Source organism: Serratia sp. BNK-33-b (genome assembly GCF_048684565.1).
Taxonomy (GTDB): Bacteria; Pseudomonadota; Gammaproteobacteria; order Enterobacterales; family Enterobacteriaceae; genus Serratia; species Serratia marcescens.
On the sequence record NZ_JBLQTZ010000001.1, the window covers coordinates 3,087,377 to 3,111,147 of the forward strand.

Genomic DNA, 23,771 nt, shown 5'->3' on the forward strand with positions numbered 1-23,771 from the left:
AAAGGCACGTTTAATCCTCGACCCGCTTCGGTGATTTATGGTGTGATGCAGCTTCAATAACAGGATAATCCGGGTATACTCCACCCCCACTTTTATGATTATCCGGATTTGGACACGCGCCTGACGAGGATGCTGTAACGCGCTATGACTCAATACGCTTCCCCGATTTTGACATCACTGCTTGATACCGATGCTTATAAGCTTCATATGCAGCAAGCAGTGTTCCATCGCTATCCCGCGATCAGCGTGGCGGCGGAATTCCGCTGCCGCGGCGACGAACTGCTGGGCGAATATGCCGACGAGATCCGCGCGCAGGTGGCGCTGATGAGCCGGCTGGCGCTAACCGACGCCGAATTCGCTTATCTTTCGGGCCTGCCCTTCTTCCGTCAAGATTACCTGAACTGGCTGCGCACGTTCCGCTACGATCCGCAGCAGGTCACCATCGACAACCGCGACGGCAAGCTGCACATCCGCATCGCCGGCCCCTGGCGTGAAGTGATCATGTGGGAAGTGCCGTTGCTGGCGGTGATCAGCGAAGTGGTGCACCGCCGGCGCTCGCCGCTGGCGACGCCGGAACAGGCGGTGGCGCATCTGCAAACCAAGCTGGCGCAGTTCAAGACGTTGGCGGGCGATCTGGATCTTTCACGCTTCAAGTTGATGGACTTCGGCACCCGCCGCCGTTTCTCTCAGGGCGTGCAACAGGCCATCGTCAGCACATTGCAGGCCGAATTCCCGTACCTGTCGGGCACCAGCAATTACGATCTGGCGCACCAGCTGGGTCTGGCGCCGGTCGGCACGCAGGCGCATGAGTGGTTCCAGGCGCATCAGCAGATAAGCCCGGTGCTGGCCAACAGCCAGCGCGCCGCATTGCAGGCCTGGCTGGATGAATATCCGGACCAGCTTGGCATAGCGCTCACCGACTGCATCACCATGGATGCCTTCCTGCGCGACTTCGGCCCGCAGTTCGCCGAGCGTTATCAGGGGCTTCGCCACGATTCGGGCGATCCCGTCGAGTGGGGTGAAAAGGCCATTGCCCACTATCAGAAACTGGGCATCGACCCACTGAGCAAAACGCTGGTGTTCTCGGACAACCTGGATCTGGAAAAAGCGCTGGCGCTCTATCGCCATTTCTACCAGCGCATTAATCTCGGCTTCGGCATCGGCACGCGCCTGACCTGCGATATTCCCGGCGTTAAGCCGTTAAATATCGTGATCAAGCTGGTCGAGTGCAAAGGCAAGCCGGTGGCCAAGCTCTCCGACAGCCCCGGCAAGACCATCTGCCAGGACCAGGCGTTCGTCAGGGCTCTGCGCAAGGCCTTCGATCTGCCGCTGGTGAAGAAAGCCAGCTGAGCCTTCTTTATATAAAGAGAGAAAGCCGGCCCGGTTCTCGCGCCGGCTTTTTGTTTTTATCCCGAACGCCCTCTTTTCAGTCAGCCGCGATAAATGTTGCGCCAATCCGATGATTTCTGCTTGTGCTCTGCACCGCGGCAAGTAACATAGCCATTACCCCCATATTCTTGGGTTGTAAGCTATTTCTAAACCAAATTATTAAAGAGAGAAATCTATGAGCGTAGTGCCTGTAGTCGACGTACTGCAAGGTCGTGCTGCGGTTGACAGTGAAGTCACCGTACGCGGCTGGGTACGTACCCGGAGAGATTCAAAAGCTGGTATCTCCTTCCTGGCCGTCTATGACGGTTCCTGCTTTGATCCGTTACAGGCCGTCGTTAATAATTCTCTGCCGAATTATCAAGATGAAGTGCTGCACCTGACCACCGGCTGTTCGGTCGAAGTTACCGGCAAGGTCGTCGCTTCACCGGGCGAAGGCCAGAGCTTCGAGCTGCAGGCCACCGCGATCAAAGTGGTCGGCTGGGTCGACGATCCGGACACTTACCCGATGGCGGCCAAACGTCACAGCATCGAATACCTGCGCGAAGTGGCCCACCTGCGCCCGCGCACCAACCTGATCGGCGCCGTGGCGCGCGTGCGTCATACGCTGGCGCAGGCGATCCACCGCTTCTTCCATGAAAATGGCTATTTCTGGGTGTCCACCCCGCTGATCACCGCCTCCGACACCGAAGGCGCCGGCGAGATGTTCCGCGTGTCCACGCTGGACCTGGAAAACCTGCCGCGCACCGACAAGGGCGCCGTCGACTTCAGCGAAGACTTCTTCGGTAAGGAAGCCTTCCTTACCGTTTCCGGCCAGCTGAACGGCGAAACCTACGCCTGCGCGCTGTCGAAGGTTTACACCTTCGGCCCAACCTTCCGCGCCGAAAACTCCAACACCAGCCGCCACCTGGCGGAATTCTGGATGATCGAGCCGGAAGTGGCCTTCGCGACGCTGGACGATGTCGCCGGCCTGGCCGAAAGCATGCTGAAGTATGTGTTCCAGGCGGTGCTGGATGAACGTGCAGACGATCTGAAATTCTTCGCCGAGCGCGTGGATAAAGACGCTATCGCGCGTCTGGAGCGCTTCGTCTCTTCCGATTTCGCCCAGGTAGACTACACCGACGCCATTGAGATCCTGCTGGCCTCGGGCCAAACCTTCGAAAACCCGGTCTCCTGGGGTATCGATCTCTCTTCCGAACATGAGCGTTATCTGGCGGAGAAACACTTCCAGGCGCCGGTGGTGGTGAAAAACTACCCGAAAGACATCAAGGCGTTCTACATGCGCATGAACGAAGACGGCAAAACCGTCGCGGCCATGGACGTGCTGGCGCCGGGCATCGGTGAAATCATCGGTGGTTCTCAGCGTGAAGAACGCCTCGACGTGCTCGATCAGCGTCTGGAAGAGATGGGCCTGAATAAGGAAGACTACTGGTGGTATCGCGATCTGCGTCGTTACGGCACCGTGCCGCATTCCGGTTTCGGCCTGGGCTTTGAACGTTTAATCGCCTATGTCACCGGCGTGCAAAACGTGCGCGATGTGATCCCGTTCCCACGCACACCACGTAACGCAAGCTTCTAACTTCATACGATCACACGTTTTTTAAACGATTTCGTTACAAAACAAAGGCCAGCCTCGCTGGCCTTTCGCATTTTTTAATATTGACGCACGTCACAAAGTTCCCGAAAAATTACATTTAGTTACACATACTTTCCTTTTGCAACCTCATTGCGACATTGGTATCATTTTCGTCCTAGATTAACCCGCCTGTGAATGGAACACTGCGTTCAGACACAGGACGACACCAATCTATCTACAATAGTTCCCAAGGAATTATTGGCGGCAGTGGCAAAGGTGTCCGAATAACACCAATGAGGGTAATAATGATGAAGCGCAACATTCTTGCAGTGGTTATCCCGGCTCTGTTGGCTGCTGGTGCAGCAAACGCAGCTGAAATCTACAACAAAGACGGCAACAAGCTGGATCTGTACGGCAAAGTTGACGGTCTGCACTACTTCTCCGACGACAAAGGTAACGACGGCGATCAGACCTATGTTCGTTTCGGCTTCAAAGGTGAAACTCAGATTACTGACCAACTGACCGGTTACGGCCAGTGGGAATACAACGTCCAGGCTAACCACTCCGAATCTCAGGGCACCGAAGGCACCAAAACCCGTCTGGGCTTCGCGGGTCTGAAATTCGCTGACTACGGCTCCTTCGACTACGGCCGTAACTACGGCGTACTGTACGACGTGGAAGGCTGGACCGATATGCTGCCAGAGTTCGGTGGCGATACTTACACCTACACCGACAACTTCATGACCGGCCGTACCAACGGCGTTGCGACCTATCGTAACAACAACTTCTTCGGTCTGGTTGACGGTCTGAACTTCGCCGTTCAGTACCAGGGCAAAAACCAGAACGACGGCCGTAACGTCAAGAAACAAAACGGCGACGGCTGGGGCATCTCCTCTACTTATGACATCGGCGAAGGCGTAAGCTTCGGCGCTGCATACGCGTCTTCTAACCGTACCGACGACCAGAAACTGCGTTCCAACGAGCGTGGCGACAAGGCTGACGCATGGACCGTAGGTGCGAAATACGACGCCAACAACGTTTACCTGGCGGCGATGTACGCAGAAACCCGTAACATGACCCCGTTCGGCGGCGGTAACTTCGGTGCAGGCTGTGCAGCTACCGATGACAAGTGCGGCGGCTTCGCGAGCAAAACTCAGAACTTCGAAGTGACTGCTCAGTACCAGTTCGACTTCGGTCTGCGTCCAGAAGTATCTTACCTGCAATCTAAAGGTAAAAACCTGAACGTTCCTGGCGTGGGTTCTGACCAGGATCTGGTTAAATATGTTTCTGTTGGTACCACTTACTACTTCAACAAGAACATGTCCACCTACGTTGATTACAAAATCAACCTGCTGGATGACAACGAGTTCACCAAAGCAACCGGCACCGCTACCGACGATATCGTAGCTGTTGGTCTGGTATACCAGTTCTAAGTTGTCTCGCTTAACGGCGGTTCACCGTCGGCTAAGTTAAAAAAACAGGGCTTCGGCCCTGTTTTTATTTGTGTCTTCCGGTAACGTTTTATCCTGCAGATTTCCCCTTCCCCCTCATTTTTTCTGTCGAATCCTTCCCGTTCACAAGATCGCGGTGTTTTTATCGCAAACGGTTGGCAAAGCCGATAACTGGCGCTACCCTGATGCTTCTGTCTGCTTAACTCCGAGATTTGGAAGCACCTGACATGTTTGAAAAAATCACCGCCGCACCCGCCGACCCGATCCTGGGCCTGACCGACATTTTCCGCGCCGACGCCCGCCCGAATAAAATCAATTTAGGCATTGGCGTTTATAAAGACGAAACCGGCAAAACCCCGGTGCTGACCAGCGTAAAAAAAGCTGAACAGTATCTGCTGGAAAACGAGACCACCAAAAACTATCTCGGCATTGAAGGCATCCCGGCGTTTGCCAGCTGCACGCAAGAGCTGCTGTTCGGTAAAGAGAGCCCGATCGTCACCAATCGTCGCGCGCGCACCGCGCAGACGCCAGGCGGCACCGGCGGCCTGCGCGTGGCGGCAGACTTTATCGCCAACCAGACCAGCGCCAAGCGCATCTGGATCAGCAACCCAAGCTGGCCGAACCACAAGAACGTCTTTAGCGCCGTTGGCCTGGAAGTGCTGGAGTACGCCTACTACGACGCTGCCAACCACGCGCTGGATTTTGACGGCCTGCTGAACAGTCTGAAACAGGCTCAGGCCGGGGAAGTCGTGTTGTTCCACGGCTGCTGCCATAACCCGACCGGTATCGATCCAACGGCGGAACAGTGGGCACAACTGGCTGAGCTTTCCGTCGCCAATGGCTGGCTGCCGCTGTTCGACTTCGCCTACCAGGGCTTCGCCAACGGTCTGGAAGAGGATGCGCAGGGTCTGCGTATTTTCGCCGCCAAACATCAAGAGCTGATCGTCGCCAGCTCCTACTCGAAAAACTTCGGCCTGTACAATGAGCGCGTCGGCGCTTGCACCATTGTAGCTGCCGATGCCGAAACCGCCGATCGCGCCTTCAGCCAAGTGAAGGCGGCCATTCGTGCCAACTACTCCAACCCGCCGTCACACGGCGCGGCCGTTGTCGCCACCATTCTGGGCAACGACGCCCTGCGCGCGATGTGGGAGCAGGAGCTGACCGACATGCGCCAGCGCATTCACCGCATGCGTCAGCTGTTCGTGAACACCCTGCAGGAGAAAGGCGCACAACAGGACTTCAGCTTCATCATCCAGCAGAACGGCATGTTCTCATTCAGCGGCCTGACCAAAGAACAGGTGCTGCGTCTGCGTGAAGAGTTCGGCGTATACGCCGTGAACTCGGGCCGGGTGAACGTGGCCGGCATGACCCCGGACAACATGGCGCCGCTGTGTGAAGCCATCGTCGCCGTGCTCTAAAAGCATCGACGCAGGCCATAAATCATAAAAAAAGGGCGCTCTATGCGCCCTTGATTATTTCGGCCGGGAAATAATCGTTACCACACCGCCGGCTCTTCGCGCAGGAACGGGTTGGTCTGGCGCTCGTGGCCAAAGGTCGACATCGGGCCGTGGCCGGGAATAAAGCGCATATCGTCGCCCAATGGCAGCAGCTTGGTGCGAATAGAGGCGATCAACGCCTGATGATCACCGCGCGGGAAGTCGCTGCGCCCCACGCCGCCGTTAAACAGCACGTCGCCGACCAGCGCCAAACGCGCCTGCTCATTGATAAAGACAATGTGGCCTGGTGTGTGCCCGGGGCAGTGCAGCACCTTGAGCGTCATTTCGCCCACCTGCATCTCATCGCCTTCCGACAGCCAACGAGTCGGGGTCAGCGGCGCACACTCCTCCAGCCCGAACATCCGGCTCTGCGCCGGCAAACCATCCAGCCAAAAAGCGTCCTCTTTATCCGGGCCGTAAATCGGCACCTGATAATGGTCTGCCAGCTCCGCCGCCGCGCCGACGTGATCCAAATGGCCGTGCGTCAGCAAAATCTGCGTGATTGTCACACCCTGCTTCGCCACTTCCGCTTTGATTTTTTCCGCTTCGCCGCCGGGATCAACCAACGCCGCCTGCTGCGTGTTTTCACACCAGATCAGGCTGCAGTTCTGGCTAAAGGCGGTAACGGGAATAAGATGGTATTTCATAAGGCTCCAACGACAATAACGCCGCCTCTGCAAGGAGCAGCGTTATTCACTGAGGGCACCGCGATTACCAGCTCCGAACCGGGCCGGTATCGATGTGCACGAAGTTGCTACGTGGGTAATATCCTACACCACCGGCGCGCATTTTTAACGCCGCTTTACGGATATTACTCAATTGGATACCTTCAATGTGGAAATCCATCGCCTGGCCCTTGGTATGGTAGCTGTGCTTGGCCACGCCGCGGCTGTGTGCGCGCAATTCGTTGTTGGTATCTACGGAGCGGTAACCGGAGATCAGCTGCACCGGCTTGCTGGTGCCCAGCAGCCCCTGCAGGCGATAGAGGTGATCAAACAAGCTGGGATCGATCGATTTAACCTTGTTGGCGCGATAATCGCGGAACAGATGATTTAGCCGAACCAACTCTTCTTTATTGTAGCCTTTGCCGTCAAAGAACTCGGCTTTAATAGATTCACCGGTATTCAGGTTATTCAGCACTAAAATACGCGGTCGAGCGGTGGAAAGACTGGCAAATGCCTGCCCTGGAAGCAGCGCTATGCCCATAGCGGCGCCACCTAGCGCCAGCCATTTACGGCGATGATGATCAATTTTGTCCATGACTCTGTTAAACCCGGCAAGAATGTCAAAATAAATGCACAAAGCAGCGCACTGTCCGAACCATAACCGCCTGCGTATGCTGAGTCAACCCGCGATACGCCTAGGTTTACAGGCCCCCGCCTACGAGGGCCTGCGGTATAGCCAAACATTCTGACCGTTATTTATTTATAATTACTGCATTTACTGCATTAATTTTTTGGCCTGAGCCAAAATTTGTGCGCCCGATCTCACCGTATTATCATAATTGTAAATATCTGTACGGAATTGCGGTTGGCCATCATCCGAAACCCAAGCAGTCAGATAATACAGTTTTACGGGAATACGCTGGCGAATATTCACATAAGTGGTATTGCCTTCTTTCAGCGTGGAGGAAACGCGGCTATTGTTCCAGCCGGCATCCTGCAGCAGCATATTCGCCAAATCGGAAGCCTTGTTCACCCGCACGCAGCCGGAGCTGAGCGCGCGGATGTCTTTCTGGAACAGGCTGTGGTTCGGGGTATCGTGCAGGTAGATGGCATCCGAGCTCGGCATATTGAACTTGAAACGTCCCAACGAGTTGGTGGCCCCCGGCGCCTGACGGACGCGATACGGGAAATTGCGCGCGGAAACCATGCTCCAGTCGATCATCGCCGGGTTGATCACTTCCGCATCGTTGCTCCAGCCTGACAGCACGGTATAGCCGTGTTTCTGGAAATAGTTACCGTCGCGCATCGCCTTCGGCACAATATCCTCACGCACCAGAGTGGTCGGCACGTTCCAAGGCGGGTTGACCACCACGTTGTTCAATGCGCTGCTCATCAGCGGCGTCTTACGGCTCGGCCGCCCGACGATAACGCGGGAGGACAACACTTCGTTGCCGTTCTGATAGTAGGTCAGCGAGTAGTTGGGAATGTTCACCATAATGCCGGTGCCGACATGCCCCGGCAAAATGCGCAGGCGCTGGATATTCAGCGCCAACAGCGCGGCGCGGGTTTTCGGTGACACGTTGAGCCACTCGCGGGTGCGCACGCCGATCACGCCGTCCGCCGTCAACCCCTGCCATTTCTGGAAACGCTTGACGCCCTCCACCAGCTCGTTGGTATAGAGGTTGTCGCTCACCACGCTGCCGATCTGCGGCGGCGTCTGTTCCGCGGTCAAGTCCGTCACCGGCGCCGCCGATGGGCTCACCGTCACGCGGCTTTTCTCTTCATCTACCGTCAGCCCGCCGTCGTCGGGTTCATTGCTCTTCGCCGAAACCACCGCCGGTTCCGGCTCCGCTTCCGGCGCCGAGGCGGCCAGCATGCCGGTGCGCGTCAGGATCTCACGCAACGCCGGGATATCGTTGCTCATTTGGCCAGGGCGCAGGCTCGGGCCACTGCCCACCTGCGGCCAGGGGCGGTTGTCCGCCAGCATGTCACGCAGCGCCTGATGCATCTTGGCATATTGCGGATGCTGCGGCGCGAGCGAATTTACGTAGCTCAGGGTTCGCGCCTGGCGCACCGCCAGCTGCCATTGATTGATCACCGCCGTGGGCGGCAAACCAAGCTTGTAGGGAATATTGCTGTACAGCCAGTTGTTGCCGTTGGCGCCGATGGCGGATACAAACTGCAAATAACCCAGCATCGCATCGGACAGCACCGCATCGCGGCCCACTTCACTGAGCGCCGGATCGGTCAACATCTTCACCCACTGGGTGAACTGCGGCTGCACGCCGGACATCGCCAGTTCGGCCAGCTGCTGTTGAAACTGCTGAACGGCCTCGCGATCCTGCCACATCGGCTGCATATGATTCGCCGCATACAGCGGCGCCAGCGTGGAAAGGTAGTGCAGATCCATACCGCGCGGCAACGCGGCCAGCAGTTCAGAACGACTCTGCGCAACGGACATGCCTGCTGTTGCCACCGGTAACGCCGTTACGGTGGCCAAGGCGGAAAACGACGACACAAGACTACAGGCGATAGCGCCACTCAGCGCCAAACGTCGTAGAGAGTTTCCCTTTTTAAGCAACATCCCTTGCCCCCTGTATGCTCACAAAAAAAACGTCAAAAATTGCATATAGTTTCAGTATACAAACAGAAAGGCCGTTTCGCCCTACGGGCGTCGAATAACTGTTTATCTGATTAAACTAACCGCTTTTCAACGGATAAAAAAGCAGGACTATCATCCACGCGCACAAAAAAATAGCCACCCTGCGGCGGCTATTTTCGGATTTTTAGGGCGTTTTTCTGCGTTATGGCGTTTCAACCGGCGCAGTGCCCAGCGCCGGCGGCTCGCCGGCGAAACCGCGAAGCCCCACCACGTGCACATGCTCGTGGTTCTGGAACACCTTACGCACCAGTTTATAGGTGGTGCCCTTCTCCGGACTGATGTTTTCCGGCGCCGCGATGATCAGCTGCATCTCCAGACGATCGCACAATTCGAACAGCGTGGCGATCGACTTGGCATCCAGACGCGCCGCTTCATCGAGGAACAGCAGGCGACACGGCGAGATATCTTTACCGCGCAGGCGGCGGGATTCTTCTTCCCAGCTCTGCACCACCATCACCAGGATTGACATCCCGGTACCGATGGCTTCACCGGTAGACAACGCGCCGCTTTCCGCACGCAGCCAGCCGTCGGAACCACGGTACACCTCAACTTCCATTTCCAGGTAGTTGCGGTAGTCCAGCAACTCCTCGCCGATGGTCTGCGGCGTGCGCTGCCCCATGTCGATCTGCGGATTCAGGCGCTGATACAGCTTGGCCAGCGCTTCGGAGAAGGTCAGGCGGTTGCTGTTGAACAGATCCTGATGCTGTTCCTGCTGCTCGGAGAGCACATCCAGCAGAGTGGCATGCGCTTCGCGTACATTGACGTTCAGACGGACGCTCTTCACCTGGCCGAAGGCAACGGCCTGCAGACCCTGGTTCAGCATGCGAATGCGGTTCTGTTCGCGCTGAATGGTTTTGCGAATGATGTTAGCCACGCTTTTCGAACTGATCGCCAGCTTCTGCTCGCGCGCTGTCAGCTCTTCGGTCAGACGGCCCAGCTCGATTTCCATCTGCTCGATGGCCTCGACCGGATCGTCGGTGCGGATGATGTCCTGACGGATACGCTCGCGCAGGTGTTGGTACACCGCGATATAGAACTGAATCTTACGCTCCGGCCGCTTCGGATCTTCCGACAGGCGCAGCACGTCGCGCAGGTGTTCGTTATCCGCCACCGCCAGACGCAGCGCGCCGAGCGCCTTATCCGACATCGAGCGCAGCTCGTCGCCATCCATATACGCCAGCTCGCGGCGGTGCAGGCGGCGTTCCACGCCGTTGTCTTTCACCAGGCGCATCACCGCGCACCACCCCGCCTTGGCGGTCACCACCTGCTCGCGCAGCTGATGATAGTCGCGTTCCAGCTTCCGCAGTTTCTTCTGCAGGCCGTCCATTTCGGCTTCGCAGAAGGTCAGCTGTTTCTCCAACTGATTGCGGCGAGCGCGGTTGTTGCTCAGCGCCGCATGCAGCTCGTCGCGACGCGCGCGCGCGCGCGCTTCAGCGTTGGCGTCGGCCTGCACGCCGATATCCACCAGCTCCTGGCTCAGCTCTTTCAGCATGTCGCGCTTGGCGTCATACGAGCTTTTCAGCGAGGCCAGCACCTGGCTGTATTGGGTGAACTGGGTTTGATACTGACGCAGCTGCTCACGGGCGCGGGCGCGTTCGGCTTCCGCCTGCTCCAGACGCTGACGCAGCTTGTCGTTGAGATCGTTGTTGGCATTCTGCATGCCGGCGGAGTCGGTATAGCTGAAGTGCGCGCGACGCTGCACCACTTCTGTCAACGCGAACGCCTGCTGTTTAGCCTGACGCTGCACGCTTTGCGCCTGCGCATAGTCCTGCTGCAGCTGTTCATGCTGCTGCGGATCGCTCTGCAGCACTGACAGCAGCGGCTCCAGTTTGGTCAGTGACACCCCGTGCTGTTGAATGTGGCGCGCGGCGTCCTGCGCTTCTTCCAGCTCTTCGCGGATCTCGTCGACGCGATCCTGCAGCGTTTCATCGTTCAGCAACGACACCAGCGGCATCAGGCGGTTGAGCGCGGAAATGCCCTCTTTGGCCTGGTCGTACTGCTGACGCTGCTGCTGATTCTGCGCTTCGTGATTGTTCAGCGCACGCTCGATCTCGCCACGACGGGCGTTCAGACCGCGGATCTCCGCTTCCGGATCGGCGTCGAACGCCACCGCCAGATGGGTGCCGATAAAGCGGCTGAAAGCCTGGTGCGAGCGCTGAGTTTTCTGCACGTCGAACGACAGCGTGGCGTAACGCTCCGCCAGCGTTTCACGCTCGGCATGCAGCACCTCCAGCCGGTTTTCGCGCGCCGCACGGCCGAACAACGGCACTTCCGGGTAGCGGGAATAACGCCACTGGCGATCGGCGATCTTCACCACCACCGCTTTGTCCTGTTCTTCGACGGCAAATACGCTGTCATCGAACGACTGCGGATCCCCTTCGATCAGGTAAAGATCTTCCGGGCAATCTTCCAGTCCTTCCAGCATCTCGCGCACCAGCGACAGATCCGGCACCACGATGGCGTGGCGCGAAGGGCCATACAGCGCCGAGAAGTAAGGTGCGTCATCAATAGTGACGTCATCGTAAATTTCCGACAGCAGCACGCCGCCGAAACGTTCGGCCAAGGTGACCAGGCGTTGATCTTCCGCGCCGCCCGGCTGGCTGAGGCGCTCGATCTGCGCTTCCACTTCGCGCTTGCGGGCCGCCACTTCGTCGCGCTCGACGGTAGTTTCACGCTCGCGCTCCAGCAGTTGCTGCATGTATTCGGTCACCTGCTGGCTATTTTCCAGCGGCTCCCCGCTCTGATCGCTGAGCTGGCTCAGGGCATCCTGCGCCGCCAGCCACACTGGGGCGCGCGCCGTCAGCTCACGGATGCGCTGCTGGATCTGTTCCAGCTCCTGGCGCATCTCCATGCGGCGTTCGCCGGCTTCGCTGACGTTCTGCGACAGCGCTTCCAGGCGCTCTTCCAGCTCCTGCTGCAGCATGTCGAGATCGTCCGGCTGGTACTCTTGGCCATGGCGTTTGCAAAACTCTTGCAGCAGGCGCTCGGCGTCCTGCTGCGAGCGCAAGCGCTGCTCCAGTTCGCTCAGGCGCAGGCGCAGCGGCTGAACGCGCTCGGCTAAGTGCTGCTGCGAAGGCCAATCGCGCAGCAATTCGCGCGCGCACTGCCAGGCTTCGCTGCGGCTGACCTGACCGGCGATTTTACCCACCAGCTGATAGGCCTGTTCGAACTGGCCGTGCGCGGCGTCGGCCACGCTCAGCTTCTGTTCCAGCATCAGCAGCGCTTCGGTCGCCTCCTGCTCGCGGGCCTGGAAGGTATCCAACCACTGTTCGGCATTATCGGCAGTCAGGTCCGGCAGTTGGCACAGCGCGCGCGCGCGCTCCAGTGCCTGCAGAGCCTGCTGGTACTGAATGGCGCGTGTCTGCTGCACATCGAGCGCCTGCTGGTAGTCGGCCAACTGGCTCTTCAGCTCATCCACTTCCAGCTCGGCCGCTTCGGCGCGCGCTTCGTTTTCGGCCTGTTGCTCGCTCGCCTCGGCCACCACTTCGTTCTGCTCTTCCAGACGGTAGGTCAGCTCTTCCAGATCGGCTTCATAGCGTTCGATCTTCTCCTGCTGACGCATGGCCGTCTGCACCAGATTCAAGTGGTCGCTGGCGGCCTGGTAATCGGTTTCCAGATCGGATTCAGCGCCGCTCTGTTCGCTCAGCTCGCGCGCCATTTCCACATGGCGATACTGTTCGGCGGCCAGCTGCTTGCGGCTGCCCAACAGATCGCTGCGCAGCGCCAGCGCGCCGTCCAGATGGATTCGGCGTTCGTTGGCATGACGCATATAGTCTGCCGCCACATAGGAGGTGGCCTCGGAGATCAGATGCTTGAACAGGTCGCGATCCGACTGGGTGACGCGGATCGCTTCCAGCGTCATGCGGTTTTCGCGCAGCGCCGCTTCCATGTCCTGGAACGCCTTGCGCACGCCGCTGTTTTCCGGCAGCAGGTAATCGCGCAGCGAGCGGGTGATGGCGCTGGAAATACCGCCGTACAGCGACGCCTCAATCAGACGGTAGAACTTGCTGCGATCGGCGGACGAACGCAGGCGTTTCGGGATCATGCCCAGATCGAACATCAGCGAGTGGTAATCGGTGATGGAGTTGAACTGCTTGAACTGCACGCCCTCCATCTCTTCCACGCGCTCTTTCAACTCTTGCAGCGACAGCACGCGCGCCTGGCGCTCACCCACGGTCTGGGTCAGCAATTCAGTCGGCTGTACCGCGGTCGGCAACCCCTGAATGGTGAACGGTTTGATATCGACCTTGCGATCGCGCCCCGCCACCTGCTGCAGACGCACGCCAACCACCACGCGCTGGTGGCGTGAGTTGACGACGTCAAGGGTGGAGTAACACACGCCGGCGCGCAGCTTGCCGTGCAGGCCTTTGTCGCGTGAGCCGCTGGTGGCGCCCGCTTCGGTGGTGTTACGGAAGTGCAGCAGCGTCAGGTCGGGGATCAGTGCGGTGACGAAGGCCGCCATGGTGGTGGATTTCCCCGCCCCGTTACCGCCGGACAGCGTGGTCACCAGCTCATCCAGATCAAAGGTGCGGGCGAAGAAGCCGTTCCAGTTAACCAGCGTCAACGAGCGAAATTTACCGCGTTCAATCATTCCTGTTCATCCTCTGCACCGTCAGGAGCGTTATCAACCTGCTGATCCTCAGCGTCATTCTCATCGTTCAGCGACAGGCTGGTTTCAACCGGCATCGCCTCGCCGTCGCGAATCATGCGCAGCTGCGCTTCACGCGGATCGTCGCCGCTGCGCACGTCGGCGCCGAAGCGGAACACCGCCTCGGTAATGCGGAACTTGCTGCTGTCATTGCCCATGAAATAGACCATGCCGAGGCGGCGCAGGCGGTTCAGGGAAGTGCGCACCTTTTCGTGCAGCTTCTGCCGATCGAGATCCGAACCGGTGGAGCGCTGGTTGACGAACTTCAGCAGCTTGTTCTCATCGGCCAGGCTCAGCAGCTCGTCGTACAGCTCCTGATGACTGAAAATGCCTTCGTGCGCCAGGCGCTCGGGGCTGAGATACAGGTAGCACAAGATCTTACCCACCATCATATCCAGCTCGGACAGCACCGAACGCGGGATCAGCGTGGTGGAGCGCGGGCGCAAATAGAAGAAGCCTTCCGGCGCCCGAATCAGCTCGACGCTGTAACGGTTGTAAAATTCTTCCAGCTCATCCTGGAAATCCATTAAAAAGGCGTGGTTGTCCAGCTCATCGATACCGATGTGACGACCCGCGCGCAGTTGGCTGTCCAACGCCGGAAACAGCGAGTTGGACAGCGCCTTGGCCAGCTTGACTGGCATTACTTGTTCAATATTTGTCGATGACATGGGCCTGGACCTTGGCTCCGTAATCATTGATTGCCTGCCATTCCGCCGGCAACCCTGAGAAATCTGCTTCAGCCACACCGAGGCGCACAGCCTGGTCGACCACTAAACGTGCCACGTCGAAATGACGCGCACGCGGATATTGCGCCAGGTAATCGCGCATCACCGCCGCAAGGTTGAGCGGCATCTGCTGTTCCTGGTACACCTTCAGCGCCTCTTCGATCATCGCCGCCAGCTGTTCGCGAATCTCGCTGAACTCTTCGAATTCCAGATCCGGCGGCAGTTCCCCGGTCACTTCCTCGCTGCGCAGCGCCAGTTCTTCGTCGCGCATGTCCAGCAGACGATCGGCATTGGCATGGGTCAGCGCCCACGGGTGGTCGAAATAGGTTTGCACCGACTGACGCAGGCGCTGGGCGAACACGCGGTTTTTGTCCATATCGATAGCGGTACGGATAAATTTATGCACGTGGCGATCGTAGCCGATCCACAGGTCGATCGCCTGCTGGCCCCAGCTGATGATGCGATCCAGCTTGCTTTGCAGATCGAACACCAGCTTGTCGACGAAACCCAGCTCCACGTTGCCGAGGGTTGCGTCCTGGATGCGCAGCAGGTTGGCCTGCAGCTTATCGCCCGCCGCATCCAGCGTATCCTGCAGCTCGCGCAGGGTGCCCGAGGTTTCCGACAACAGCATCTCGCAGCTGGAGATCGCCGCCCGCCAATCCTTGCTCAGCAGCGCCGCGATGTCGTTCTTCACGCTCTGCTGCTGCTCATCCATCACGCGTTGGGTCATGTCGATGCTGTCGAAGATTTCCGCCACCGAATATTTCAACGGCGCGAACACGTTGCGGTGCCAATGGAAATCGTCGCCGCCCTCGTCGGCGGCATCGGCGGCGCGTTTGAGTTCCTGCGCCACGATCGACAGCTGCATCGACAAACGCAGCGTGGAGAATTCGCGTTGGCGAATATAGTAATCGGTAATGCCGATACCCAGCGGCGTCAGGCGGTAAATCGCGTTGCCGTCCGCCAGCTCGCTGGTAAAACGGTTCAACAGGCGCTGGCGCACCATGTCGTTAATCGCATTGTTGGCGCGCATCGCCACCGTTTCATGCGTCTGTTCAAAACCCTTGCTGACATGGCGAAATGCATCAACCAGCTCACCTTCGCTCATCTCGCCATCCAGTCGTTCGCCGTTCAGGGTGGCGATGGCGAGCAGAAATGCGAGACGCTCCGTAGGGAGCGAAATAGAGAAATCATTTTTCCGTGCCCAGGCGACCAGTTCGGGTACTGTCTGGGAAAATTCACTCATAGTTCGTCCTTCAGGTTTGGTTTATGCGCCATGACGTGAATATAGCGCCCCAAACTCACGTACGGCTCCTGCCGGCAATAGTGCTGTTCAAGCGCCAGTAACTCTTCAAATTTTTGTGTTTGCAGCTGTCTGCTCTGCAGATAGTCGTGGAACACCCGCACGCCGGTTTTGCCGCCGATGCGCATGCCCAGCTGTTCCAACCAACCGTAGACCAATAGCGGATCGTGCGGATATTGCGGCGACAGCGAACGCTTGCGGCGCCGTCTGACCTCGGGATCCACCAGTTGGAAATTACCCAACACCACGTTGCGCATCAAGAGGCCGTTGGCGTTGAAGAACATCAGCGACAGCGCGCCGCCCGGCGTCAGGCAGTCATACAACGCCTGCAGCGCCGCTTCGGGCTCGGCGATCCATTCAAGCACTGCATGAAACAATATCAGATCAACCGGCTGTTCCAAATGTTGAGCGATATCCTGCGCAGAACTTTGTACGAATTGCATGTTCTGGCTCACACCTTTCTGCTCCGCCAGCTGCGCGGCGCGCTGGATCATCTCACCAGAAAGATCGCACAACAACACCTGATGTCCTAATTCTGCCAGTTGGCAGGCCATATGGCCTTCACCGCCCCCGGCGTCGAGAATGCGCAGCGGCCGCTGCGGCAACTGCGCCAGCAGCCCGGTCAGATCCTGCCAAACCACCGCCTGGCGGATTTTTCCTTTCGTGGTGCCGTAAATATTACGCGCAAATTTTTCAGCAATATCGTCAAAATTGCGATCCTGCATGGACAACGGCTCCGCTGATCTCAGTCTTGTCGGCGGCAAAGCGCACGCCCATTCAAACCTGCTATTTTGGCACAGACTGGCTTAGAATGTATCTTCTTGCGGCCTGTTTATACCTGGATGCCGATTTTTCACCCAAAAGGATCTGATTTTCGATGCTGTTCAACCTGAAAAAGTTCTTTGGCGCCCTGCTGATGCCACTGCCGCTGTTGATGCTGCTGATGGGGCTGGCGCTGCTGCTGCTGTGGTTCACCCGCTGGCAAAAAAGCGGTAAGACGATTTTCACGCTGAGCTGGCTGTTTTTACTGCTTTTCAGCCTGCAACCGGTGGCCGACCGGCTGCTGCGGCCGATCGAAGCCGAATACCAGACTTATCGCGGTAACGATCCGGTCAGCTACATCGTCGTGTTGGGCGGGGGCTATACCTACAATCCCGATTGGGCGCCCAGTTCAAACCTGCTCGGCAACAGTCTGCCGCGCGTCACGGAAGGCGTGCGGCTCTACCTTGCACATCCCGGCGCCAGGATGGTGTTCACCGGCGCGTCCGCCGGCCCCATGCAAAGCAACGCCGCCACTGCGGCGCTGGTGGCCGAAAGCCTGGGCGTGCCGCGCAGTGATATGGTGATCTTGGGGGAACCGCGCGATACCGAGCAAGAGGCCGCTCAGGTCGCCAAGTTGGTCGGCGAGCAACCGTTCATTCTGGTGACCTCCGCCAACCATCTGCCGCGCGCCATGCGTTTCTTCAAGGCTAAGGGGCTGCATCCGATCCCGGCGCCGGCCAATCAGTTGGCTATCGACTCGCCGCTGAATATCTGGGATCGCGCCACACCGTCGTCAATGTTCCTCGGCCATACCGAGCGCGCCTGGTATGAAACGCTGGGTAGCCTGTGGCAATGGCTGAAGGGCGCAGATAGCGCCGGCGCAGAGTAAAGCCCGTTCAACGGGCTAGCCAGGGCAGCAGCTGTTGCGACGCATAGTCGAACGGCCGCCGCTCCAGCTTGCCGGTATGGATCAAACGCCCTACCGCTTCCCATACCGCATATAGCCAGCGCCGCGCCAGGAAAGCGTCGGCGACCGGCGCCCGCTGCAGATAGTTGAACAACAGCTGGCTGGGCATGCCCGCCTCGCAGAGGCGGAAAAGATCGTATTCGCGCGGCGCCCACAGCACTACGCCGGGGTTGAGCATCGCCAGCAGTTGATCGGTTTTGGGATCTTTCAGCATGCTGCGCAGCGATAAGTTACCGTGCACCAGAACACAGGGATCATCGAAGCCGACGAAGAAATGGGTCAGCGTTTCGCGCGTGCGGTACAGCAAACGCCGATCCGCCATGGTCAACTGCGGGGTGGTGAGATTGACCACCGTCGCCCACAACACTTCGACCCGCTGTTGATACCAGCAAAACCAGTCATTCTCCTGCGTGCTGTCAACGCTGCCGACGCTGCCGTGGCTGTCGATGCGGTGCCAGGCCAATATCCCGTCAACGATCTGCTCCATCAGCATATTCCAGCGATCCGGCGAGCGCGTCGGCGCCTCAGCCGACACGCCGCGCAGGCGCTCGAACAGCAGGATTTCCGTATACGGCGCCTGGTGGGTGCACACCACGCCATAAACCGTAGGCAGGCGAATATCCCCGTCGCGCGCCAGCATCGACAGCTTGTACGCCTCCTGCTGGGCGATGCCCCGACAGATAAAGCTTTTCGCCATCAACGGGATCGCGTTGCCCTGCCGATCGTACAGTGAATACATATGCGCATAAGGCTGTTCGCTCACCCGCTCCAGCCGGCTGATGGACTCACCCAGCACAATGCTCAGTTCGGCGCGTAACTGCTCCATAAGGCATTCACCTCAGGCTAATTAGGGGGGATGCGTAACATCATCAAACGGCGAGCGGAAAAATTCTTCAACGCAGATCAACAAAACGGGGATCAATAATGGGGGTGTTGCATCGTCGGCGCGTTGCGCGGCGCGCCGACGAAATCAGGCTCAAGGTTGAATGCTGTCGCGCACGCGCTGGAGGTCTTCCGGCGTATCGACCCCCACGCTCGGGATCGCTTTCGCGACCGCCACGTGGATCTTTTCACCGTACCACAGCACGCGCAGCTGTTCCAACAGCTCGATCTGCTCCAGCTGGCTCGGCGCCCAGCTGACGTAGCGGCGCACGAAGCCCGCGCGGTACGCGTAGATGCCGATATGACGCAGCAGGCTGTCGCCGATGCTCTCTTTCGACGCGGCGAAACGCTCGCGATCCCACGGAATTGTGGCGCGTGAGAAATAGAGCGCGTAGCCCTGCGCGTCCATCACAACCTTCACCGCGTTGGGGTTGAAAGCCTCTTCGGCGCTCTCGATCGGCACCGCCAGCGTCGCCATGCCGGCCTGGCTGCCCGCCAGGTTCTCCGCCACCTGCCGCACGATCACCGGTGGGATCAGCGGTTCGTCGCCCTGCACGTTAACGATGATCTGATCGTCGGCAAAGCCGTAGTGCGCGATCACTTCCGCCAGACGCTCGGTGCCGGAATGGTGATCCGGGCTGGTCATGCACACTTCGCCGCCGGCGGCTTCCACCGCTTTGGCGACTTCAGGATGATCGGTCGCCACGATGACGCGGCTGGCGCCGGACTCACGGGCACGCTCCATCACGTGCACCACCATCGGCTTGCCGTGAATATCGGCCAGCGGTTTGCCCGGCAAACGGGTTGAGGCGTAGCGGGCGGGAATAATAGCGATAAAACTCATGCGTGCTTCTCATCCAGCGACAGCGCACGCGCTTCATTTTCCAACAGTACCGGAATGCCGTCACGCAGCGGGTAAGCCAACCCGTCCGCTTTGCACACCAGCTCCTGGTTTTCTTTATTGAAATAGAGTTTGCCGTTGCATACCGGGCAGGCAACGATTTCGAGTAAACGGTGGTCCATGCATCCTCCGCTAGGGGATAGGTCATCTGGGAAAGGCAGTGAGGATAGCATAATGCCCGGCCCCAGGTTAATCATCGGCAGCGCCAACCCGCCGATATTTCCTCACTGCGTCAGCGTGACAGCTTGAACTGCGGCGCATCCCGGCGTAGAATTTTGTGATGAAAATCACAAAAGAAAGCAGTGATACATGATCAAACGTCTGCATAAAATCATCGCTCTGTTCGCTAACTTCAGCCACTGAGCCCCTTTGTAACGAGCGACGCTTCACTTCGTTTTACCCCACCGACGGCGTCGCTCGTTATCCCACTTCCCAGCCGGCACCCCATTCAGCGGCTAACGCGGCCGGAATGTCGCCCAGCGCGACGCGTTGCGCACCGTGCCATTTGGCCGTGCGCGCGATGGCCTGCCGGATATCCTGCGTTCGCTGTTTGCCGAAGCGCACCTGCGGCTCCGCATGGAAACTGATGATCTCGAAGATGCCCTGGCGACGGTGCGCCTTGGCGTCAATCCGCCCCACCAGCTCGCCCCGATGCAGCACCGGCAACGTGAAGTAACCGTAGCGGCGTTTTTCTTTCGGCGTGTAACACTCCAGCCGATAGTCAAAGTTGAACAGTTCGAGCGCCCGGCGGCGATCCCACACCACCGGATCAAAAGGCGACAGCAGGCTGGTGACCGTCGATTTCAATTTGCCCTGCTCCGCCAGCGGCAGCAGTTCCGCCAGTGATTCATGCACATAGAACTGCCCTTCCAGCCCCTCTACCTGCACCGGCGAAATTTCCCCCTGCGCCTGCAGCTCTGCCAGCAAGGCTTTTGGCGCCACGCGTTTCAGCCGATAATAATCCGCCAACCATTCGGCGCGAAAAATGCCCAGATAGCGGCAGGTGCGATGCAGCATCTGCCGGCGCGCCCGCTCCGCAGGCAGCGCATGACGCGCATCGTCCCAGGCCGGCAGCAGCCTTTCGGTCAGATCGTAAACCCGGTGGAAGTTGCGACGCTCGGCCACCATCAGCTTGCCGGCGGTAAACAGGATCTCCAGGTGCCGTTTCTCCGGTTTCCAGTCCCACCACCCGCTGTTGCCTTTCTTCTCGGCGCTGAAATCGGCGGAACGCACCGGCCCCTGTTGTTCAATGTGCCGCAGCAGGTTGTCCATCGCGGCCTGGTGCTGCTGCACCCAGTCGGCCGAGTATTTCCAGCCCATATCATGCGGCGCCAGCATGCGGTGGCGCAGCAGACCAAAATCTTCGATCGGCAGGAAACAGGCCTCGTGCGCCCAATACTCGAACAGCTTGCGGCCGGCGAGCGCCTGCTCAAGCCACTCCGGCTGATAGGTTCCCAAACGGCTGAACAGCACCAGATACGGGCTGCGAGCGACGACGCTAATGGTATCGATTTGTAACAGCCCCATGCGCTGGATCGCGCTCACGACGTCATCGGGCCGAGCCTGGCGTTTAAGCGGAGAAAGCAGCCCCTGGGCGGCAAGGTGCAACGCGCGAGCGGCGGTAAGGGAAATGGTCGGGGTGGTCATCCTGATATCCGTGGCGAGTAGGCAATGGCCTGATAATAGTGGATATCGCGGGATTTATCTTCGCCAGTGCTTGCGGGTGGCGACACCGGCACTGGCGAGGAAGGAGGATGCGATCAGAACGCGATAACGTCTGCCGCGGACAGCCCATGCGAGCTGCGATAGATCGAGAACTCAACGTTCTGACCTTCGTTCAACGACTTATTTTTGGTGTTGGCGATAGCGTTGCGGTTGACATAGATTTCGTCGCTGCCATCTACCGGTGAAATAAAACCATAGCCTTCGGCCTGATTAAACCATTTCACACGACCCATTTTTAACACAGTATTTTTAAACATAACTTATATCCTTTTACTTGAGCATCCTTGACAACGTCATTTTTTATATTGTCTGGACGCTACCAGCCCATCCTAAAGTTTTTCGTAACAAACCTCTCGTGAGCAAAAAAATAAAAAACCCGCACTAAGGCGGGCTTGTTGAACTTAATATCTTCCGCATGACTCAGCGCTGAAGCGTCACCATGGTTGTATTAAGATCTCTTTATACGCGTTCCCTGTCTTCTTACAGAGCAACTACGTTGGCGGCAGCCGGCCCGCGCGGGCTGTCCTGGATGGTGTACTCGACACGCTGGCCTTCAGCCAGGGTCTTGAAACCGTCGGTCATGATTGCGGAGAAGTGTACAAATACATCTTTGCCGCCGTCGTGCTGCTCAATGAAACCAAAACCTTTGCTTTCGTTGAACCACTTAACTTGACCAGTCTTCTTAGACATTACTTTTACCTTTAAATATATTTACAAAACCTGCCATAAGAGGCAATTGCGGCCATTTCAGAAACATTACTTATGGGAGGTACTTAGAAGGTTCGTCTTTGAAGCGGAATCGGATGATAACGTTTTTGGAGGAACTGCTTAACTCTAAACTCGAACATAAATAGGTCTGGATTACAGGCCGACTTGCATTTACTCATAAAAATGGTGAATGCACAAGAGGTTTATTGCAATAAATTCATCATTACGCCGAATTTATTTTTATCCCCCTGAATATACATGACTTAATTTAACGCTCGCCGCGGCCGATCCACCGCGTTCCTCTCCTCACCGGAGCATCATTTGCCCGTCTGAGCGCTGCAAATGAGAGCTAACGCATAAAACTCTAATATGCTTGACGCTGCTATAACAAATCCCAAATCAGATGGCTAAACTTGAGGGGAAAACAAGGCAGACGGCTTTTTCGCCAGCACTTTTGCCGCTAAAAACACGATTTTTCAGATTATGCTGAATCAAGGAGCTATGCGCATGACCGCCCAGCAGTTCGTTTCACCTAATGAAATCCGCGCCAGATTCTCTCACGCGATGTCGGACATGTATCAAAAAGAGGTACCGCTGTACGGCGATCTGCTGGAGCTGGTGGCGGAAACCAACCGACAGGTTCTGCGCGAAGATGCCGCACTGGCTCATCAACTGCAAATCACCGGCGAGATCGAACGCCTGGCCATGGAGCGCCACGGCGCGATCCGGGTCGGTACGGCGGACGAACTGGCCACCCTGCGCCGCCTGTTCCGGGTGATGGGCATGGCGCCGGTCGGTTACTATGATCTATCGGTGGCGGGCGTTCCGGTGCACTCCACCGCTTTTCGCGCCATACACGAAGACGCGCTGCAGATCAGTCCTTTCCGCGTGTTCACCTCCCTGCTGCGCCTGGAACTGATAGAAGATCCCGCGCTGCGTGCGCTGGCCGAGCGCTTGCTGGCGCGCCGCCGTATCTTTACCGATCGCGCGCTGGAGCTGATCGCGCTGCAGGAAGCGCAAGGCGGGCTGAATGAAGTGCAGGCGCAAGAATTTGTCGAACAAGCGCTGGAAACCTTCCGCTGGCACAACCAGGCGACGGTCAGCGCCGAAGAATACCGGCAGCTGCACGATCAGCATCGCCTGATCGCCGACGTGGTGGCGTTTAAAGGGCCGCATATCAACCACCTGACACCACGCACGCTGGATATCGATCGCGTTCAGCAAGCGATGCCCGGCCGCGGTATTACGCCCAAAGCGGTCATCGAGGGCCCGCCGCGCCGCCGCCGCGCGATCCTGCTCCGCCAAACCAGCTTCAAAGCGCTGGAAGAAAGCGTCGATTTCGTTGAGCACGACGGGCACGCCGTCGCCGGTCACCATACCGCGCGCTTCGGCGAGATCGAACAACGCGGCGTGGCGCTAACGCCTAAAGGACGCGAACTTTACGACCGTTTGCTGCAGGCGACCAACGATGCGTTGCAGGCGCCGCCGAGCGAGAAGAATGCCGAGCGCTACTATCAACTGCTGGAGGAAAACTTCCGGGCGTTTCCGGATGATTACGCCACGCTGCGTGAGCAACAGCTGGCCTGGTTCCGCTATTTCCCGACCGAATGCGGCCTGGCGGCCAAAGAGTCGCTGGATAAGCACAGCACCCTGGAACAACTGATCGAGAAAGAACACGTTCGCTTCCAGCCTCTGGTGTATGAAGATTTTCTGCCGGTCAGCGCGGCGGGGATTTTCCAGTCAAACCTGGGCGACAGTCGCCACGCGCAGTACAACGCCGCTTCCAGCCGGGCAGCGTTTGAACAAGCGTTGGGCAGTGAGGTGATCGACGAGCTGGCGCTGTATCAGCAAACCCAGCAGCGTTCGCTGGAAGCCTGCGCGCAAGCCTTGGGACTTGCCACGCTGGCATCCTGA

General features: G+C 58.2%; 19 protein-coding genes. 6 read left to right on the top strand and 13 right to left on the bottom strand.

The window, feature by feature from the left end:
• Positions 1–144: 144 nt before the first annotated feature.
• From pncB to ACMGGK_RS14935, 4 genes are all read left to right on the top strand, one after another.
• Positions 145–1,350: a nicotinate phosphoribosyltransferase gene (gene pncB, locus ACMGGK_RS14920; RefSeq protein WP_028127363.1), complete on the top strand. Its 1,206-nt coding sequence runs from the start codon at positions 145–147 to the stop codon at positions 1,348–1,350.
• A gap of 214 nt (positions 1,351–1,564) precedes the next feature.
• The gene (gene asnS / locus ACMGGK_RS14925; protein WP_004928205.1) at positions 1,565–2,965 is read left to right on the top strand and encodes an asparagine--tRNA ligase; all 1,401 of its coding nucleotides are present in this window, start codon (positions 1,565–1,567) and stop codon (positions 2,963–2,965) included.
• Between the two features lie 302 nt (positions 2,966–3,267).
• The gene (gene ompC / locus ACMGGK_RS14930; RefSeq protein WP_015377340.1) at positions 3,268–4,395 is read left to right on the top strand and encodes a porin OmpC; all 1,128 of its coding nucleotides are present in this window, start codon (positions 3,268–3,270) and stop codon (positions 4,393–4,395) included.
• A 245-nt stretch (positions 4,396–4,640) separates the two neighbouring features.
• Positions 4,641–5,831 (top strand): amino acid aminotransferase, encoded by a 1,191-nt coding sequence (locus ACMGGK_RS14935; RefSeq protein WP_420276994.1) that lies wholly within the window; start codon positions 4,641–4,643, stop codon positions 5,829–5,831.
• A 77-nt stretch (positions 5,832–5,908) separates the two neighbouring features.
• Here the strand turns inward: ACMGGK_RS14935 and ACMGGK_RS14940 are convergent, their stop codons facing one another.
• The 7 genes from ACMGGK_RS14940 to cmoM all read right to left on the bottom strand — a co-directional run bounded on the left by ACMGGK_RS14940 (position 5,909) and on the right by cmoM (position 16,637).
• Positions 5,909–6,556, bottom strand: a complete 648-nt coding sequence (locus ACMGGK_RS14940; protein ID WP_048796528.1) for an MBL fold metallo-hydrolase — start codon at positions 6,554–6,556, stop codon at positions 5,909–5,911.
• 64 nt (positions 6,557–6,620) lie between these two features.
• Positions 6,621–7,169: a YcbK family protein gene (locus ACMGGK_RS14945; protein ID WP_004928217.1), complete on the bottom strand. Its 549-nt coding sequence runs from the start codon at positions 7,167–7,169 to the stop codon at positions 6,621–6,623.
• 180 nt (positions 7,170–7,349) lie between these two features.
• A complete protein-coding gene (ldtD, locus tag ACMGGK_RS14950; RefSeq protein WP_420276995.1) occupies positions 7,350–9,158 on the bottom strand; it encodes a L,D-transpeptidase in 1,809 nt (602 codons plus the stop codon).
• Between the two features lie 220 nt (positions 9,159–9,378).
• On the bottom strand, positions 9,379–13,827 hold the full coding sequence (mukB, locus tag ACMGGK_RS14955) for a chromosome partition protein MukB (protein ID WP_420276996.1): 4,449 nt from the start codon (positions 13,825–13,827) through the stop codon (positions 9,379–9,381).
• On the bottom strand, positions 13,824–14,552 hold the full coding sequence (mukE, locus tag ACMGGK_RS14960) for a chromosome partition protein MukE (RefSeq protein ID WP_004928226.1): 729 nt from the start codon (positions 14,550–14,552) through the stop codon (positions 13,824–13,826). Before mukE ends, mukB begins: the two co-directional genes overlap by 4 nt.
• Positions 14,533–15,855 (bottom strand): chromosome partition protein MukF, encoded by a 1,323-nt coding sequence (gene mukF, locus ACMGGK_RS14965; protein WP_004928228.1) that lies wholly within the window; start codon positions 15,853–15,855, stop codon positions 14,533–14,535. The genes mukE and mukF overlap by 20 nt, the downstream gene beginning before the upstream one ends.
• Positions 15,852–16,637: a tRNA uridine 5-oxyacetic acid(34) methyltransferase CmoM gene (gene cmoM, locus ACMGGK_RS14970; RefSeq protein WP_015377334.1), complete on the bottom strand. Its 786-nt coding sequence runs from the start codon at positions 16,635–16,637 to the stop codon at positions 15,852–15,854. The genes mukF and cmoM overlap by 4 nt, the downstream gene beginning before the upstream one ends.
• 152 nt (positions 16,638–16,789) lie before the next feature.
• Between cmoM and elyC the strand changes: the two genes are divergently transcribed.
• The gene (gene elyC / locus ACMGGK_RS14975; protein WP_015377333.1) at positions 16,790–17,563 is read left to right on the top strand and encodes an envelope biogenesis factor ElyC; all 774 of its coding nucleotides are present in this window, start codon (positions 16,790–16,792) and stop codon (positions 17,561–17,563) included.
• Positions 17,564–17,570: 7 nt separating this feature from the next.
• On the opposite strand, the gene ACMGGK_RS14980 is transcribed toward elyC, so the two are convergent.
• The 6 genes from ACMGGK_RS14980 to cspE form a co-directional block, all read right to left on the bottom strand.
• Positions 17,571–18,467 carry a YcbJ family phosphotransferase gene (locus ACMGGK_RS14980; protein WP_420276997.1) on the bottom strand — a complete coding sequence of 299 codons (897 nt, stop codon included), beginning with the start codon at positions 18,465–18,467 and terminating at the stop codon, positions 17,571–17,573.
• Positions 18,468–18,617: 150 nt separating this feature from the next.
• A complete protein-coding gene (gene kdsB / locus ACMGGK_RS14985; protein ID WP_004928235.1) occupies positions 18,618–19,367 on the bottom strand; it encodes a 3-deoxy-manno-octulosonate cytidylyltransferase in 750 nt (249 codons plus the stop codon).
• Positions 19,364–19,546: a Trm112 family protein gene (locus ACMGGK_RS14990; protein ID WP_004928237.1), complete on the bottom strand. Its 183-nt coding sequence runs from the start codon at positions 19,544–19,546 to the stop codon at positions 19,364–19,366. Before ACMGGK_RS14990 ends, kdsB begins: the two co-directional genes overlap by 4 nt.
• Positions 19,547–19,844: 298 nt before the next feature.
• Positions 19,845–21,071 carry a winged helix-turn-helix domain-containing protein gene (locus ACMGGK_RS14995; RefSeq protein ID WP_049300510.1) on the bottom strand — a complete coding sequence of 409 codons (1,227 nt, stop codon included), beginning with the start codon at positions 21,069–21,071 and terminating at the stop codon, positions 19,845–19,847.
• Between the two features lie 113 nt (positions 21,072–21,184).
• Positions 21,185–21,406 (bottom strand): cold-shock protein, encoded by a 222-nt coding sequence (locus tag ACMGGK_RS15000; protein ID WP_004928241.1) that lies wholly within the window; start codon positions 21,404–21,406, stop codon positions 21,185–21,187.
• A gap of 223 nt (positions 21,407–21,629) precedes the next feature.
• On the bottom strand, positions 21,630–21,839 hold the full coding sequence (gene cspE, locus ACMGGK_RS15005) for a cold shock domain-containing protein (protein WP_004928244.1): 210 nt from the start codon (positions 21,837–21,839) through the stop codon (positions 21,630–21,632).
• 525 nt (positions 21,840–22,364) lie between these two features.
• Here cspE and ACMGGK_RS15010 point away from each other — a divergent pair.
• Positions 22,365–23,771: a VOC family protein gene (locus ACMGGK_RS15010; protein ID WP_016928315.1), complete on the top strand. Its 1,407-nt coding sequence runs from the start codon at positions 22,365–22,367 to the stop codon at positions 23,769–23,771.

What these genes read in the sequence shown, in the direction of transcription:
- asnS (WP_004928205.1), top strand. Translation starts at nt 1,565, where the DNA reads ATGAGCGTAGTGCCTGTAGTCGACGTACTGCAAGGTCGTGCTGCGGTT.
- ACMGGK_RS14945 (WP_004928217.1), bottom strand. Translation starts at nt 7,169, where the DNA reads ATGGACAAAATTGATCATCATCGCCGTAAATGGCTGGCGCTAGGTGGC.
- cspE (WP_004928244.1), bottom strand. Translation starts at nt 21,839, where the DNA reads ATGTCTAAGAAGACTGGTCAAGTTAAGTGGTTCAACGAAAGCAAAGGT.
- ACMGGK_RS15000 (WP_004928241.1), bottom strand. Translation starts at nt 21,406, where the DNA reads ATGTTTAAAAATACTGTGTTAAAAATGGGTCGTGTGAAATGGTTTAAT.
- ldtD (WP_420276995.1), bottom strand. Translation starts at nt 9,158, where the DNA reads ATGTTGCTTAAAAAGGGAAACTCTCTACGACGTTTGGCGCTGAGTGGC.
- cmoM (WP_015377334.1), bottom strand. Translation starts at nt 16,637, where the DNA reads ATGCAGGATCGCAATTTTGACGATATTGCTGAAAAATTTGCGCGTAAT.
- kdsB (WP_004928235.1), bottom strand. Translation starts at nt 19,367, where the DNA reads ATGAGTTTTATCGCTATTATTCCCGCCCGCTACGCCTCAACCCGTTTG.
- ACMGGK_RS15010 (WP_016928315.1), top strand. Translation starts at nt 22,365, where the DNA reads ATGACCGCCCAGCAGTTCGTTTCACCTAATGAAATCCGCGCCAGATTC.
- ACMGGK_RS14980 (WP_420276997.1), bottom strand. Translation starts at nt 18,467, where the DNA reads ATGGAGCAGTTACGCGCCGAACTGAGCATTGTGCTGGGTGAGTCCATC.
- ACMGGK_RS14935 (WP_420276994.1), top strand. Translation starts at nt 4,641, where the DNA reads ATGTTTGAAAAAATCACCGCCGCACCCGCCGACCCGATCCTGGGCCTG.
- mukE (WP_004928226.1), bottom strand. Translation starts at nt 14,552, where the DNA reads ATGTCATCGACAAATATTGAACAAGTAATGCCAGTCAAGCTGGCCAAG.
- pncB (WP_028127363.1), top strand. Translation starts at nt 145, where the DNA reads ATGACTCAATACGCTTCCCCGATTTTGACATCACTGCTTGATACCGAT.
- ACMGGK_RS14940 (WP_048796528.1), bottom strand. Translation starts at nt 6,556, where the DNA reads ATGAAATACCATCTTATTCCCGTTACCGCCTTTAGCCAGAACTGCAGC.
- ompC (WP_015377340.1), top strand. Translation starts at nt 3,268, where the DNA reads ATGATGAAGCGCAACATTCTTGCAGTGGTTATCCCGGCTCTGTTGGCT.
- ACMGGK_RS14995 (WP_049300510.1), bottom strand. Translation starts at nt 21,071, where the DNA reads ATGACCACCCCGACCATTTCCCTTACCGCCGCTCGCGCGTTGCACCTT.
- mukF (WP_004928228.1), bottom strand. Translation starts at nt 15,855, where the DNA reads ATGAGTGAATTTTCCCAGACAGTACCCGAACTGGTCGCCTGGGCACGG.
- ACMGGK_RS14990 (WP_004928237.1), bottom strand. Translation starts at nt 19,546, where the DNA reads ATGGACCACCGTTTACTCGAAATCGTTGCCTGCCCGGTATGCAACGGC.
- mukB (WP_420276996.1), bottom strand. Translation starts at nt 13,827, where the DNA reads ATGATTGAACGCGGTAAATTTCGCTCGTTGACGCTGGTTAACTGGAAC.
- elyC (WP_015377333.1), top strand. Translation starts at nt 16,790, where the DNA reads ATGCTGTTCAACCTGAAAAAGTTCTTTGGCGCCCTGCTGATGCCACTG.